Source organism: Ferrimonas pelagia (genome assembly GCF_039543565.1).
In the GTDB taxonomy this organism is placed as follows: Bacteria; Pseudomonadota; Gammaproteobacteria; order Enterobacterales; family Shewanellaceae; genus Ferrimonas; species Ferrimonas pelagia.
Map to the genome: position 1 here is coordinate 29,014 of NZ_BAABJZ010000023.1, position 14,557 is coordinate 43,570.

Annotated in this window: 13 protein-coding genes; 9 read left to right on the forward strand and 4 right to left on the reverse strand. The window is 54.5% G+C overall.

Translation table 11 applies throughout. The annotated features are described in order from the left end of the window. Window positions 1-57 precede the first annotated feature (57 nt). The 4 genes from ABEA08_RS08235 to ABEA08_RS08250 all read left to right on the forward strand — a co-directional run bounded on the left by ABEA08_RS08235 (window position 58) and on the right by ABEA08_RS08250 (window position 4,604). The gene (locus tag ABEA08_RS08235; RefSeq protein WP_345334816.1) at window positions 58-894 is read left to right on the forward strand and encodes an NAD(P)H-binding protein; all 837 of its coding nucleotides are present in this window, start codon (window positions 58-60) and stop codon (window positions 892-894) included. Between the two features lie 537 nt (window positions 895-1,431). Then, window positions 1,432-2,112 carry an SIMPL domain-containing protein gene (locus tag ABEA08_RS08240; protein WP_345334817.1) on the forward strand — a complete coding sequence of 227 codons (681 nt, stop codon included), beginning with the start codon at window positions 1,432-1,434 and terminating at the stop codon, window positions 2,110-2,112. A 464-nt stretch (window positions 2,113-2,576) separates the two neighbouring features. After that, window positions 2,577-2,843 (forward strand): DUF4212 domain-containing protein, encoded by a 267-nt coding sequence (locus ABEA08_RS08245; protein WP_345334818.1) that lies wholly within the window; start codon window positions 2,577-2,579, stop codon window positions 2,841-2,843. Window positions 2,844-2,846: 3 nt separating this feature from the next. Beyond that, complete coding sequence (locus ABEA08_RS08250) at window positions 2,847-4,604, forward strand: sodium:solute symporter family protein (protein ID WP_345334819.1); 1,758 nt, start codon at window positions 2,847-2,849, stop codon at window positions 4,602-4,604. A gap of 54 nt (window positions 4,605-4,658) precedes the next feature. Here the strand turns inward: ABEA08_RS08250 and ABEA08_RS08255 are convergent, their stop codons facing one another. After that, window positions 4,659-4,889, reverse strand: coding sequence for a hypothetical protein (locus ABEA08_RS08255; protein ID WP_345334820.1), 231 nt, complete (start codon window positions 4,887-4,889; stop codon window positions 4,659-4,661). 47 nt (window positions 4,890-4,936) lie between these two features. Between ABEA08_RS08255 and ABEA08_RS08260 the strand changes: the two genes are divergently transcribed. The 3 genes from ABEA08_RS08260 to ABEA08_RS08270 are packed head-to-tail and all read left to right on the forward strand — an operon-like array spanning window position 4,937 to window position 7,769. Further along, window positions 4,937-6,784, forward strand: coding sequence for a DUF294 nucleotidyltransferase-like domain-containing protein (locus ABEA08_RS08260; RefSeq protein WP_345334821.1), 1,848 nt, complete (start codon window positions 4,937-4,939; stop codon window positions 6,782-6,784). After that, window positions 6,781-7,449 carry an exonuclease domain-containing protein gene (locus ABEA08_RS08265; protein ID WP_345334822.1) on the forward strand — a complete coding sequence of 223 codons (669 nt, stop codon included), beginning with the start codon at window positions 6,781-6,783 and terminating at the stop codon, window positions 7,447-7,449. The genes ABEA08_RS08260 and ABEA08_RS08265 overlap by 4 nt, the downstream gene beginning before the upstream one ends. A 32-nt stretch (window positions 7,450-7,481) precedes the next feature. Beyond that, window positions 7,482-7,769 (forward strand): DUF3081 family protein, encoded by a 288-nt coding sequence (locus ABEA08_RS08270; RefSeq protein WP_345334823.1) that lies wholly within the window; start codon window positions 7,482-7,484, stop codon window positions 7,767-7,769. Here ABEA08_RS08270 and ABEA08_RS08275 read toward each other — a convergent pair. Next, on the reverse strand, window positions 7,760-9,697 hold the full coding sequence (locus ABEA08_RS08275; RefSeq protein ID WP_345334824.1) for a bifunctional diguanylate cyclase/phosphodiesterase: 1,938 nt from the start codon (window positions 9,695-9,697) through the stop codon (window positions 7,760-7,762). The genes ABEA08_RS08270 and ABEA08_RS08275 overlap by 10 nt on opposite strands. 672 nt (window positions 9,698-10,369) lie before the next feature. Here ABEA08_RS08275 and ABEA08_RS08280 point away from each other — a divergent pair. Both ABEA08_RS08280 and ABEA08_RS08285 read left to right on the forward strand, forming a co-directional pair. Continuing rightward, a complete protein-coding gene (locus ABEA08_RS08280) occupies window positions 10,370-10,921 on the forward strand; it encodes a DUF3332 family protein (RefSeq protein WP_345334825.1) in 552 nt (183 codons plus the stop codon). Window positions 10,922-11,111: 190 nt separating this feature from the next. Beyond that, the gene (locus ABEA08_RS08285; protein ID WP_345334826.1) at window positions 11,112-11,357 is read left to right on the forward strand and encodes a hypothetical protein; all 246 of its coding nucleotides are present in this window, start codon (window positions 11,112-11,114) and stop codon (window positions 11,355-11,357) included. A 10-nt stretch (window positions 11,358-11,367) separates the two neighbouring features. On the opposite strand, the gene ABEA08_RS08290 is transcribed toward ABEA08_RS08285, so the two are convergent. Further along, the gene (locus ABEA08_RS08290) at window positions 11,368-12,474 is read right to left on the reverse strand and encodes an endonuclease/exonuclease/phosphatase family protein (RefSeq protein WP_345334827.1); all 1,107 of its coding nucleotides are present in this window, start codon (window positions 12,472-12,474) and stop codon (window positions 11,368-11,370) included. Window positions 12,475-13,564: 1,090 nt separating this feature from the next. Continuing rightward, a complete protein-coding gene (locus tag ABEA08_RS08295) occupies window positions 13,565-14,056 on the reverse strand; it encodes a hypothetical protein (protein ID WP_345334828.1) in 492 nt (163 codons plus the stop codon). Between the last annotated feature and the right edge of the window lie 501 nt (window positions 14,057-14,557).

A 14,557-nucleotide genomic window follows, 5' to 3' on the forward strand; every position in this document is an offset into this window, starting at 1 on the left:
GCGGGCTGGCACCTTGGTTACAGTGGCAGAAATGACGAGCGCAAACAGGGATAGGATATGCAAACAGTGGCGATCGCCGGTTGTGGCTGGCTGGGGTTGGCATTAGCCCAACGTCTGCAACTGCAAGGCTGGGCGGTGCGGGGGTGCAGTCGCAAGGCTGAGATTCTGACGCAGTTGGCACAAGGGGGGATCCCCTCGACCTATCTTGATCTGGGCGAGCAGTTGAGTTGTGCCAAACCATCGGTCTTGTTTGATGCTCAGACGCTGATCATCAATATCCCGCCGGGGCGGCACCATCAGGAAAGCAGCTATGCCCAGCGGATCGGCCTGTTGGCTCGGGCGGCGCAGCAGGCGGGGATCGCTCAGGCGGTGTTTATCAGTTCGACGGCGGTGTACCAGGACGATCCCGCCGCCAGTTGGTGTGACGAGCAAGCTGCGCTGAGTCGTGAGAGCCGGGCCGAGATGATGTTGGCGGCTGAGGCGTGTGTGAAGCACCACTTTGAGCATTGGAGCATCCTGCGCTGCGCCGGGTTGGTTGGTGGTGAGCGCCATCCAGGGCGATTTTTAGCGGGGCGCAGCGGCTTGGCCGGGGCAAACTGCCCGGTTAACCTGGTTCACAGAGAGGATGTGATCGGGGCTATTCAGTGCGTTATTGAGCGCGGCTGCTGGGGGGCGATCTACAATGTCGCTGCGCCCATCCATCCGCCCAAGGGGGAGTACTATCCGGCTGCGGCTAGGGCATTGGGGTTGGCGGCGCCAAGCTTTAGCTCGGTACTTGGCGTTGGCAAGCGGATCAGCAGTGCGAAGCTGATGGATGAGCTTGGGTTTGTTTTCCGCTATCCGGATCCGCTGATCATGCCGCCGCTGTGTGAGCACGATGTGTCTGGTGGCTAAACCTTGGGACGTTATTGAGTCGATGCGCTTGGGGCGCGATACAGAATGCCCGTTTAAGCCATTGGCGATACAGCAAGATCGCGTGTTGGCGCTGTTTTGACGGCCCCCAGGGGCCATCGATAGGGCAGAGATCCTCTGCCTGCGGCCAATGAGCGCGAGCGTGTCGTGTCTCGGAGGATGCGTGATGGCGGCGATCGGTTGAAGAACCAGAGCTTGAGGATAATCATCAAGCCTGAGTGATCTCGCTCGGTTGGGGGTCGGTTTGGGGTGGGCGTTGCCGCAATCTGACGAAGTTTGAAGGATGAAGCCAACGGCTCCTGCCAGCCACCGTTGTCGGCGTCGTAAGGCCCCTATGGCAACGGTTTGTCAACGGTTTGGCGATGAGACGAGCGCAGCCGAGCGCGGTATTCCCCTTTGTTGCCACGGTTGCCACAGCACAGTTTGCGCCATTGCGGGCCTGCCCTGTTCCTTAGTTGCGAGGCATTGTCCCGTTGGTGGGCTAATATTTCAGTAAGTTGTTTTAACGGTAGGTGTTTTATGAATGGAATCAGCAAACACAGGAGCGTAGGGAAATGCCTGCTGATCCTGCTCGTCGGGTTGTACGGCGCATCAGCTTGGGCGGGGTTTATCCAGGTTCAAGGGGAAGCACGTCGACTGGTGCAGCCAGAGCAGGCAAGACTGTCGGTATCGGTCACTAAGTTAGCAGAGCAGCCCGAACAAGCGATGTCTCAGGTCGATGACGTGATCAACAAGGTGCTACGCCGTTTGGAAGGGGCACAGATCCCTCCTCAGCAGATCAGCGCCGGCCACATTAGTCTCGGTCCGCAATATCGCTATGATGATGGCCAACGGCATCTATTGGGGTTTCAAGCCAGTCGTGATCTGTCCATCCTGGTGCGGGTCGCCGAGGTGGGCCATTGGCTGGGGCGCTTGGCCGAAGCCGGGGTTACCGAGATCGCCGCGCCACAATACCTGACACTGGACGATCAAGCCTTGCGGGATGAGTTGTATGGCCTGGCGTTGGCGGATGCCTTAACTCGGGCCGAGGCGTTGTTGCCAGAGGGTCAAACGCTTGGCCCCGTAATGGAGATCAGCGAGTTGGGTGGTGGGGGCGCGCCGCGCGCGGCGATGCGAGAATCATTGGATGCGGGGGGCCGGTACGTGAGCGGGCCGGTTACAGAGCAAGTGCGGTTGACGGTGAAAGTGGCATTAAACTGATGTGGCGCTCGCACGGCGGAGAGCTAGGCATATGTCGGCTTGGCAAATGAACGGCCAACACTTATCAGCGCCATGCGTATCGCCACCGAACAGCTTCACTGCGCGGTTTCTTGTTTTGCATTGGCGTACCGCCGGTAAGATTGCAGTAACGGGTTACGTCGAGCCGTTGCTGCTATATCTCAGTACTTTTTGCACGGCGTGATGTAGCGCTAAGCATCAGTATTATTGGATATTTCCTTCTTCTTTCAGTCAAGCTTAGCGTGGGTGCGACCAAAGTCTAACGTGGTTATATTGCGCCCCCACAGGCTGTGTTCACTAAATATATTGCATTCAAAAACAATACCTTATCCGGTTTCCTTTGACGTGCATCAAAGTCGCTTTTGACTAAGGTCGAGCATCCAGCGTTTTGTTCCCTTGCTAGGTTAGCTAAGACAATTTCAAAGCAAGAAAACGGGGAGCGGTTTATGGCTTTTGAAAGTAATGAACAGGCAAAAGCATATTGGCGGGAAAACATTCGCCTGATGTTGAGTCTGCTGGCAGTGTGGTTTGTCGTGTCATATGGATTTGGCATTTTGCTGGTGGACGTCCTGAATGCAGTGCACCTGGGTGGGTTTAAACTGGGTTTTTGGTTTGCTCAACAGGGGGCTATCTATGTCTTTGTTGCACTTATCTTTGTCTACGTATTCAAGATGAATGCATTAGATAAAAAATATAACGTACACGAGGAGTAGATGATGGATCTGCAAACCATGACATATCTGGTAGTGGGCCTGACCTTTGCCCTCTACATAGGTATTGCGATCTGGGCCAAAGCCGGATCAACCCAAGAGTTTTATGTTGCCGGTGGCGGCGTCCACCCCGTCGCGAATGGCATGGCGACAGCGGCGGATTGGATGTCAGCCGCCTCCTTCCTGTCGATGGCGGGCCTTATCGCCTTTATGGGCTATGACGGTGCGGTCTATCTGATGGGCTGGACCGGTGGCTATGTGCTGCTGGCTCTGTGCCTGGCCCCATACCTGCGTAAGTTTGGCAAGTTTACCGTGCCGGACTTTATTGGTGATCGTTACTATTCCCAGACGGCCCGAACCGTGGCGGTGATCTGTGCGATCTTCGTGTGCTTTACTTATGTTGCAGGCCAGATGCGTGGCGTGGGCGTGGTTTTCTCCCGTTTCCTTGAAGTGGATATCACCACCGGCGTGATCATCGGCATGGGGATCGTGTTCTTCTACGCAGTGCTGGGCGGCATGAAGGGGATCACCTACACCCAGGTGGCGCAATTTATTGTGTTGATCACCGCTTATCTGGTGCCCGCTGTCTTTATCTCCATCATGTTGACCGGCCATACCTTCCCACAACTCGGCTTTGGCGCAGAATTGACAGGCAGTCCCGGGGTGACTGTTCTGGATAAACTCGATGGGCTGACGACGGAGCTCGGATTCAGTCAGTATACCGACGGCTCTAAGTCGACCATTGATGTGTTCTTTATTACGGCGGCCTTGATGGTGGGGACTGCGGGTCTGCCTCATGTGATCGTTCGTTTCTTCACTGTGCCTAAGGTTTCCGATGCGCGGATCTCCGCCGGTTGGGCGCTGGCGTTTATTGCGCTGCTCTACACCACCGCACCGGCTGTGGCGTCATTTGCCCGTCTGAACATGATCGATACCATCAATGGTTCAGATGGTCAGGGGACCCTATATGCCGAGCGACCAGATTGGATCAAAAACTGGGAGCAAACCGGCTTGATCTCCTTCTCTGGCGCAACGGAAAGCCAGGAAGCCTCCGGCGCTGCTGGGGCGGCGATGGCTGAGCAAGGCGTGATGTTCTACTCCGGTGATGAGCGTAACAACATGAAGGTTGACCGTGACATCATGGTGTTGGCAAACCCTGAGATCGCCAATCTGCCCAACTGGGTGATCGCCTTGGTGGCGGCAGGGGGGATCGCGGCAGCGCTCTCAACCTCTGCGGGCTTGCTGCTGGTGATCTCGACCTCGGTGTCGCACGATCTATTGAAGCGAAACTTGATGCCGGATATTACCGATAGACAGGAGTTGACCTACGCTCGTGTTGCCGCGGCGGTGGCCATCTGTGTGGCGGGCTATCTAGGGATCAATCCGCCGGGCTTTGTGGCACAGGTGGTGGCGTTCGCCTTTGGCCTAGCAGCGTCGTCCTTCTTCCCGGCCATTATCATGGGGATCTTCTCTAAGAAGATGAACAAAGAGGGCGCGATCGCAGGCATGATCGTCGGGATCACCTTCACCGCGGGCTACATCTTGGCGTACAAAGGGGTGTTCTTTGAGCCATTGATCGCCAACAAGCCGGAGAACTGGTTGTTTGGGATCTCGCCTGAAGGGATCGGTACCCTAGGTATGGTCTTGAACTTTGCTGTGGCCTTCGCGGTGAGCAAGGTGACGGCGGAGACACCACAAGAGGTGCAGGAGCTGGTCGAGAGCATTCGTTTCCCTAAGGGATCGGGTGAAGCCACTCACCATTAAGTATGGTTGAGGGGTGAAAGTAGAAAGGGCAGCTCGTGAGGGCTGCCCTTTGTTCTATGCGCCGTACAGGGTCAGGTTGATGATCCTGATCAATATCCCGATAAATAACAGTAAGATGCCGCTGCGATAACAGCGGAATTCGGTGATATTTAGATCACGTAATTGCCCGACCCATATCTGCCACAGTGCCTGCCATTGTTGGGTGCGGCGTAGATACAGGGTGAGTGTTGCGAGCACCAAGATCAGACCGGTGAGCATGAAGCCAGTTTGGATAAGTGTTAGCACGATTCCCTCCGTTTTTATGCAGTGTATCAAGGATCTGAGAGGCATACATGAGCAGTTCGGAACTGGCACCCATTGTGGATTTTCTGGCGACGCTGCATCCGTTTGATCGGCTGTCATCGCAACAACTCGAGCAGGTCGGCAGGGGGATAGAGATCGCCTATTTTGCCCACCACCAGGGTCATGTACCGGTCGATTATTGCGAGCCTAAACTCTACGTGGTGCGCAATGGGGCGTTTGAGGTACAAAATGATGAGGGGGATCTGCTCGACCGATTGGGCGAGGGCGATTATTTCGGTTATCCCTCGTTGTTGACTGGGGAGAAGATCAGCAACCGGATCCGGGTGCTAGAAGATGGCCTGGTTTACATCCTGTCCGATACCGTGTTTCGTCAGTTGCGCAGCGACTGTCGGGAATTTGATCGCTTTTTTAATCGCAAACATGCGGAGCGACTGCGTCATGGCGCACGATTTTTGGCCCGAGACCATCAAAGCACGGCGCGGGTAAAAAGTGTGATGGCCAGTCCGGCCGCCAGTATTGGCCCCGAGCTGACCGTGCAGGCGGCGGCGAAGCAGATGCAAGCTAAGAGGATCAGCTGTTTGCTGGTGGTTCAGGAGGGCCAGTTGGTGGGGATCTTGACCGATCGGGATCTGCGCAACCGGATCTTGGCTGAGGGTAAGGGTTGCGACACCCGGATCGCCCAGGTGATGACCACGCCGCCGTTATCGGTCAATCCGGCGACCTTGGTGTTTGAAGCGATGTTGATCATGAGTCGGCATAATATTCATCATCTGCCGGTGGTCGATAAAGGCGAGCCGGTTGGCGTGGTGACCAGTACTGACATGATCCGGATGCAGCGCAATGATCCGCTGCATTTGATCGGTGAGATGGAGCGACAGAGCGATCGCGCTGAGCTGGTGAAGTTGGCGGGGCAGTTTCCTGTGCTGATGCAGAGCTTGATCCAGGCCGATGCCCGAGCGGAGGAGATCGGGCGGGTGCTGACGTTGTTGACCGATACGCTGACGCGACGCCTGTTGATCATCGCACAAGAGAAGTTCGGCGCGGCCCCGATCCCCTGGTGTTGGTTGGCGTTCGGCTCTCAGGCACGGATGGATCAAGCGGGCAAGTCGGATCAAGATAATGGCTTGCTGTTGGCGCGCGAGCCTGACGCGGCACAGATGGCCTATTTTCAGGATCTGAGCCGGTTTGTTTGTGACGGCCTCAATGACGCCGGTTATGTCTATTGTCCGGGCAATATTATGGCGATGAATCCGAAGTGGTGTTTGTCCAAAGAGCGCTGGTTGGCGCAGTTCAAGCGCTGGACCCAAGAGCCCGAGCCGATCGCGGTGATGCATGCCAGCATCTTTTTTGATCTGCGTCCGGTCGCCGGCAATGTCACTCTAGGCCAGCACCTACAGCAACAAGTGTTGAAATTGTGCCAAGGCAATCAGATATTTTTAGCCATGATGGCCGCCAATGGTGGCAGTCAGTCGCCGCCGTTGGGATTCTTTCGTCAATTGGTGCTTGAACGCGATGGGGAGCAGCGCAAAGCACTGAACTTAAAACATAAGGGGGTGGCGCTGATCAACGACATTGCTCGCCTTTATGCCTTGTCTTGCGGCAGCTCAGAGGTCAGTACGCCGAAACGGATCCAGGCGGCGATGCTGGCAGGGCTACTGACCCGGAAGGATGCCTTAAACTTGGCGGATGCCTTGGAGTTTATAGCCCATCTGCGGCTGCAGAATCAGGGGCGGCAGGTGCAGGAGGGCGAAGCGCCGAGCAATTGGCTGGCGACGGCGAAGATCTCCGGCTTGATGCGGCATCAGCTCAAGGATGCGTTCGCGGTGGTCGCGCGGGCTCAGGATGGCATGAAGCTTAAATATGGACGTACGTTATGATCTCGGCGCTGAGGTTCCGCTGGGCTCAGCTGCGTAATCGTTCAACGGAGCTGGCGCCCTATTACCGTGCGGGTCGGGCCGATCTGGCGCGGGATTACCGCCAGGCCAGGATGCTGGCATTGGATCTGGAATTGACCGGTCTGGATCCGCAGCAGGATCAGATCCTGTCGATCGGCTGCGTGCCAATTGAACAGGGTCGATTGCAGTTAAGCCAGGCACATGATCAAGTGGTGCTGATCAACGGCGAGGTCGGTGACAGTTGTACCATCCACGGGATCCGAGATCGGGATATGGCCGCGGGGATCCCCCTGGCTCAGGCCCTCAGTGACTTGATCCCGATGCTGGCAGGCCGCGTACTGATCTGCCATAACGCAAGACTGGATCTGGCCTTTTTACAGCAGGGTCTTCGTCGCTGCTTCGGGCAGGGGTTGCCGCTGATGGCGGTGGATACCCTGTCGTTGGAGCTAAAGCGTTTTGCTCAGCGTGACGAGACGCCAAAGGCGGACGCGCTGCAATTGGGCCGTTGCCGGGCGCGTTACGAGTTGCCCAATTATCCAGGCCACCATGCGCTGGTGGATGCGATCGCCTGCGGTGAGCTGCTGTTAGCGCAGGCTTCTGCGATGAGTGGACGACATACTTTGTCGCTGGGCCGCCTGCTTCGCTAGGGCAACATCGGGGGTTCTGCTCGGGAGCGTATATGAAAGATGAGATCGATATTCGACAAGCGCTCCGGGTTTTTGATCGGATCCGCCAATATGGCCAGCCATGCTCTGACGGTTACCGTTGGCAAGGGGTTATTGCTGCTAGCGGCTATGATGGATACCAGATCAGTCTCAGTGACGGCACGGTCACCCTGTGGTTGATGTTTCATAGCAGCCATCAATTTGAAAGCGGTAACCGGCTTGAACGAGAGCAGTTGCTGCAACGTCTGGCGCAGCTCGATGCCATTGATCGCGTTGGGCCGGACACGCCCCGCTACAGTTGATGAGCCTCTTCCCACGAGTGCGACACGAAGCCTTGGATCCCATTGACGTACAATTCGTTAAATCGGCGCAGTTGCTCAGAGTTTTCGATCCGCGTCGCGATGATCTGTAACTTCAGGTTGCGTGCCGTGCGGCACAAGGAGACGAGGAGATCTTGCTGTTGGGCGTCGTCGAGTCGCTGACTGTACAGGTGATCCAATTTGACGTAAGCGGGAGCGGGTAACTCGGTGAGGTAGTTGATGTCGTAGATATGACGGCCAAAGCCGTCGATCCCAAACTGAAAGCCGGCGGTCGTGATCAACTCACAGGCGAGCATCGCCTCTTCCCGCTGCTGGAAAAAGGCCGATTCAGGGATCTCGAGTAGCAACTTTTTGCCCAGCGGTTGCTGTTGATTGAGTGTGCGCTTAAGCCAACGGATGAAGCCCATATCGGTCAGGCTATAAGGGGAAATATTGATGGCGAGAGGCTGAGATCTTGGCTTGGACAAGCGCTCAAACGCACGGGTTAACACATAGCGGTCAAACATGGCCGTTTTGCCCATGGCTTCTAAGGCGGGCAAAAATTTGGACGCGCTGCAATACTCCCCAGGCAACTCGATGGCACTAAACAGCTCATAATGGAGCAAGGTTCCGTCCAAGGTTAACGCCGGTTGTTGGCGAAAGCTGATGCATTCCTGTGCGATCGCTGTCTCAACCATCTCAAACCACTGGTGCCGGCCGCGGGCGATACCGAGTTGATTATGTCGCTGCACTAATGGCTGACCGTCACCACTTTTGCTGGCGTCGATCAGCATGCCATCAAGCAGAGCCAGCATTTCGGAAGGCTCGTGTGGCGTCTCACTGTAGAGTCCAACCATTTGAGCCCGGGCGGGCGCGATCTCCAACGGTGTCGGTGTGATCTGGTCCAGACTCTGCTGGATGCGATGACTCAGGCTCTCTAGCTCGTCTTCAATCACCTCAGTGATCAACAAGGCAAATTCGGTATTGCTCAGCCGCACTAAACTGAGCAACGACGGGTTTGCCACGAGCAGGGAGAGCGTTTGCTGCAGTTGTTGTGACGCATTGCGGTAGTCCGTTTCACTGCGCCGGTCCAGTATGATCGCCAGCGACGGGACGGACAGCAAACAGAGCAAGCCGCTTGAGCCATCCTTGATCCAACGTTCCATCTGCGCCTGCAATAACAATCGATTTCCGACTCCAGATAGGGGATCGGTGTAGATCCGTTGCTGCAACCGCTTGGCTTCCTCCGCTTGCTCGTCAAATAATTTGTTAAAGTGCTTACCCACGATCTGAAAGGCGCGCTGTAACCGAGCAAACTCGATGGTGCTGGCGTTGACCTCAATCAGCGGCAAATGGCGGTAATTGGCGATAGCCTCGCTTTGGCTGCAGATCACCTTGAGCGGTTTCATTAGATAATGGAGCCAAACGGATAAGAGGGCGCAGGTAAGCAAAGTGATAATGAGTGAAGTGACAAGCAATTCTAGGATGTTTGTCCAAAGGCGGTCGGAAGCCTGAGCGGTGCTGCCGAGCAATTCAAGCCGTGCCAGTGGTTGCCATTGCGACTGGATAAGCACTGAATGTTGCGGCTGGCTAAACAGAGGTAACGAGGAAAACCAATCAGGAGCGTTCTGATGGACCGAGATGCTTGAACGCTGCCAGATAACGCTGCTGTTTGGGTGCGTCAGCGTGATCCCTTGCAGCTCTTCGTTGGCCAGGTACTCAGATAACAGCGTGTCGAGGGCAAACCGGTCATCGGCAGTGAGCAAGGGTTTGAGCGCTATGGCCAAGGACGCCAGGCTCTCTTTGAGTTGCTGCTCCTGTTGATCAGCAATGAATTCGCGCTGATCTGCCATGTACACGGTGATCAGCGAGAGGGTCATCAAGGTTAGGCTGCCGATGAAGACGAAGGCCAACTGGCGAAAGAGCGTCACTGATATCCCCCGGAAGCATTAGAAAAAATGTGTATTTATGGGGCTGTACCACACCAGAGCTTGAGCTCCTCGGCGATGACCAATCCATGGATAAAGGCGGTGTTACTGCTGCGTCCTTTTCGTAACCATTTCATCCTATGGTCCCGATTCTGTTCAGCCTCATAGCTGGCACCCACGAATGGACGTAATGAAGATCAGCGTCGGTTTGTCGTGACCTCACAGCGTCGGTCGACCTATACCACGCAGTTATCACTCAAAAGTGTAGAGCAATAATGGCCAAGTGGTTGTTTTGCTCTTACATAGTCTCGGGCCGTCCAACGGGCAACCCTGCTGCTGGGCCCGCGAATGGGCGATGTGGTCTGAAAGGGCAACTGCCCCGACCCAAGCGTCGTCATTGTCGCGATGGACTGACCAAGCGATTGAAGCTCGGCAAACTGAGGCCGTGTATTGGTGCTAGGAGCATTGCCCCGGGTCTCAACCGGAACGGATGGGGTGAGCATGGGCGAGGTTAGACAGTATGGCGGTTGCGTGACGGGGTGAGTGCTCCTGGGCTGATGCTAGGGTGACACAGGGGAAAGTTTCGCCGCGACATGGACGGTCTTGACGGAAAAGTGGTGCAATGACTCCAATTCAGTATAATCCGCAGCCATTTCATGTTTAAAGAGTGTTGTCATGAGAAAAAGCGTTTTGGCTGTTTGCGTTGCGGCCCTATGTACCTCTTCATTGTCTGGCTGCATGGGACAAATGGCATTGAGCTCAGCGGTGAGTGAAGTGAACTTGACGGTGGTGGATAATCGTTATGGTCGTGCGGGTTTGTTCGCCTTAATGAGCCCGATCTATGGGATCGCATCTATTGGTGATCTGTTCATTGTGAATTCGATCGAGTTCTGGACGGGTACCAACCCGGTGTCCGGACGCTCTCCCGCGATCGTGGATATGCCGGTAGAAACCATCTTTCGAGTTAACCCACATCTGGATCCCAGCCTGACGGAGTCGCCTAATCTGACCTTGCCGAACCTGCAAACCCAAGTCGAACCGGTGCGGCACATCGAGATGCACTACCTGAGCGAGTATGAGGCACAAATGCGGGTGGAGTTTAGCGACGGGAGCGAGCAGATCCTGCTTGGTCGCAAGCAGGCCGAACAGGTTATCTTTATCCTCGATGGTGTGGAGGTGACTCGTGCCTCAACGGAGCAATTGGCCGTTTTCGCCGCGCGAGGATAAACCAAGAACCATATAGGAAGTGTTATCTACCAAGCGATTTAGCAGCTAATGGAAGCTGTGGTAGTGGTCTTAGATCCATAGGGAGCGGTTTACTCGTTAGTTCTAAAAGACGTGTAATGGATTAAATATTCGACAGTTGTCGAGTAGAGTCTAGGCTTTAGAATGGGCCTAGCAAAAGGAGTGCTGACTGATGAAGACGAAGGATCGTCATCCCATTACCGTCTATCTGGATCGAGAGCAGTTTCAGCAATTGGAGCGCTTGACCGCGCAATCTGGTTTCCTGTCATTGGAAGATTATGTGGCGGGGTTGTTGAGCAGTAAGCTGAAAGACAGCGCGATATCGACGTCATCGGAACGATTAACCTTGGAGCTGACCGAAGTGATCGACGCTGCGTGCACGCAAGACACGAGCGCCAAACATCAGTCACACACTTAGTGCGCTCCACTTAATCTGTTAAGGCCAGTTCTAGCCACACCAATCGATGATCGGATGAGGCGCCTCTGTGGGCGATTAAGCGATGCAGCGGCGAGTGCTTGTGTGGCCAGAATACCCCGCCATCCAGGATCTCAAATCCCCGCTTCGACGGCAGGACATAATCGACGCGTGCGCGCCACTGTGCGGTATGGGTCGCAGCGTAAGGGTTGTCCGGCGAATGAGCGGCGCCTCCTTGGCTGGTTGGAACGAAATCGCCGTTGACCGCGGGATGTTGCAATAACTGCTGTATGGCGCCAGGGCGGCTGCTGCCTTCATCGGGCGAGGCGTTGTAATCGCCAAGAATGACGAAGCGTCGACCCTCTGGCAGCCCTCCTTGCTTACCTTGATCGTCAATGAGGTAGGGGGCACCGTCGTCGCTGATGTGATCGGCCCAAAGACGGATCTCATCAAAGTTGCGAGCGCCATTCCGGCCCTCGGGCCCATCAAAGACCGGTGGGGTCGGATGGGCGGCGAGTACATGGACAAGGTTATTTTCAATCAGTATTGGTACATCCCAATGGGATTTCGATGACAAGCGTAGGCCTTGCCAGGTAGTCGCATCGTAGAAGTCAGAGCCGTCCACATTGAGGATGGATTGCGCGTTTGGCATGGTGTGCCACTTTAAGTTCTGAAAGTTTCTGATCTTGTCATAATCAATGGGAAAACGAGAAAGCAGTACCATGCCGTATTGGCCGGGGTAATGGCCAAAGCCCCAAGCATCGCCGGCGGTACCGCTGGCAATCCCATCCCCATCGATATCGAATGGACTTGCGATGCCGGTATTGACTGGCGCTACAAAATAGAAAGGATAATCGACCGGCTGGGCTCCCCGTTGACCGACCTGCAAATAGTGACGGATGAACGCCTCTACGCCTTGGTTTGGATCAGGAATGTAGTCAAATTCATTAAGCAGAATGATGTCTGGCCGAGTGCGCTGGATGATCTCGGCAATATTTTTTATCTGGCGGTGCTCACCGTTTGCCAAGCGTTGTTTGAGGGCGTTGGATTGGCGGGGATCAGTGCGGGTTTTGCGGTAATTATCCGCCTCCATACTGACATTAAAAGTGGCGATCTTCACGGTGCTTTCCTGTTGTCCCTATCAATGGCATATCGAGTCCGATCTGTGCGGGTAAGCCCTTTAATCGGTCGCGCTCAATGGGCGAGCGTCGCAACACGATGAGATGGCGCCTCATCATATGCGGTTCATGACTTATTGGCTCTATTTATCGTTTGAAGCGATATGAAGCAAGCGTTCTGCTAGGCGCAGTATCTTCTTGTGCTAGAGCGAGTGACGCCGTCAGACAAGGCGTTCAAGTGTGGCACAGATACAGATCACTGCCGTGGGGCGCGCTAGCAAGCGCAGCCAATGGAACGTTCATGAGCCACCGCATGCACTGGGCCTACCTTGTTACACGTAATTTAATGATTTAATTAATTATTTTTGGTGTCATAAAAGGTTACCAAAGATCTCCAAAAGAAGGGCTGTATTCGAACGGACTGTGCAGGGCACCAAGGCGGTGGACCGTGGCTTGATAAAAGCTCGTTGCGGGCTCGTGGGAAGGGTTGGAGTGACAGGCCGGATCGGCGCCAGGAGCAGTTCCTAGGTTCTAGGATCACTGCGCTGCTAAGTTCTAGGAAGAGCAAAAGCGAAAGGTTAGTGGGCCGCCAAAACCGGATCCTTTGTTCAATAACCGATGTGGCCGTAGGTCGGGTTAGCGAGCGCTCTTTTCGCGTAACCCGACATAGCGAATGAGAAACAACCACTGAGCTAAAGAGGCAATACGAGCACCCTTGGAACGGCAAGGCGATTACGTTGTCGAGTGACTGCAAGGGTGCCAAAGCGGCCGTTCGTTGAAACGGCGAACATTCCGTCTGATAGTGTCTCTATTTCACCCAGAGAACTGTGCCAGTGTGCGCCTTATCTATTGATTTGTATGGACCTTGCTAATCCCAGATACTTGGTAAGATCGTTTATCTGCTTCTGCATGCCGCTGTTCAAAAATATCATGTCTGCGTTGCCAAGCTGATTCGCTTCGCACGCCCCTTTATGGTCATACGATCCCTTGAACTTTAATCTTGAGTGCAAGGGCAAAATGCAGGAGCTAAAGCTTTGGATCAATAGGTGGCAATACAAACTATGAGCGGCTATTGGCTACTTTTTAGCAAAGTCAGTACTGAAACAAGATCTCTCGTTTACGGTCAAACTGCCGAGATGTTGAGCCGAGTTCCGATGGATGCTTGCCTGGCGTAAGTAGTTTCTTCCAAAACTCACCATCAAAACTGCCGTTTAAGTGCAAATAACGGCAGATGTGTACTAAGTCCATCCGCCCCCAACCAAAACCCGTGATCCGAAAGCGGAACTCGTTCTCAAGTTCATAATATGTCGGTACGGCATTATCGAGCCAGCACTGCTCAAGGTATTGATATATCTCATTCACCTTACTCTCAGATACAATAAACTGCTTTGTGTAGTGCTGATGGGGCATGGGCGCAACCGAATCATCACTGTCCTGCATCAGTGGATAGACGCTCTTTTCCCATGCGTAGAGGTAAGCATCGGTGTATTCGTTATGATGAACTCCTAGGCTCAATACTTGTAGACGCTGCTGGGTGAACATCGCATCCATGATCTGTTTCGTTGCTTCGTGGTTCATCATCATTCCTCACTATCCTTGCTGGCTCGTTTACCTACGCGAGCCGCTACAATTTCACCAAAGAGTCCATCGACATTGACCGATGTCGGTCCTAATCGAACCACACATCACACTCACTCAACGCTGTCAGATCCCGACCCAAACGCCGCATCTCTTTTTTATGGCACGGAAGTGGGTTTCCAGTGCGCTTTATTGGGGATCCAGACATTCCAATCACCGTGGCTTCCCGTTCATGTCGAAACAGCCGAAACTGCACTCCATCGATGGTCCGCTATAGCGGGTTGCCGTGTGGATCTTGCTTTCATTCTAGTTCGTTCAACTTGTCACGCTTCGGTGCGGTACGAACGGATGCGAGAAGCGCTAAAGCGCTGTGCCACTGATCAATCGCACTGCGTCACGTCCTGTTTCGCGCCTTAAGCACCGCGATCTAGATGAGCCTGACACACTTCAGTTCGACACCCACACGGCGCCATGCCGATATTATCGAGGCGTCGCATTGGTCTAAAT

Bases quoted from the DNA above. Each gene is read 5' to 3' on its own strand.
- ABEA08_RS08280 (WP_345334825.1), top strand. From the start codon at position 10,370: ATGAGAAAAAGCGTTTTGGCTGTTTGCGTTGCGGCCCTATGTACCTCT.
- ABEA08_RS08245 (WP_345334818.1), top strand. From the start codon at position 2,577: ATGGCTTTTGAAAGTAATGAACAGGCAAAAGCATATTGGCGGGAAAAC.
- ABEA08_RS08295 (WP_345334828.1), bottom strand. From the start codon at position 14,056: ATGATGATGAACCACGAAGCAACGAAACAGATCATGGATGCGATGTTC.
- ABEA08_RS08240 (WP_345334817.1), top strand. From the start codon at position 1,432: ATGAATGGAATCAGCAAACACAGGAGCGTAGGGAAATGCCTGCTGATC.
- ABEA08_RS08235 (WP_345334816.1), top strand. From the start codon at position 58: ATGCAAACAGTGGCGATCGCCGGTTGTGGCTGGCTGGGGTTGGCATTA.
- ABEA08_RS08265 (WP_345334822.1), top strand. From the start codon at position 6,781: ATGATCTCGGCGCTGAGGTTCCGCTGGGCTCAGCTGCGTAATCGTTCA.
- ABEA08_RS08285 (WP_345334826.1), top strand. From the start codon at position 11,112: ATGAAGACGAAGGATCGTCATCCCATTACCGTCTATCTGGATCGAGAG.
- ABEA08_RS08260 (WP_345334821.1), top strand. From the start codon at position 4,937: ATGAGCAGTTCGGAACTGGCACCCATTGTGGATTTTCTGGCGACGCTG.
- ABEA08_RS08250 (WP_345334819.1), top strand. From the start codon at position 2,847: ATGGATCTGCAAACCATGACATATCTGGTAGTGGGCCTGACCTTTGCC.
- ABEA08_RS08270 (WP_345334823.1), top strand. From the start codon at position 7,482: ATGAAAGATGAGATCGATATTCGACAAGCGCTCCGGGTTTTTGATCGG.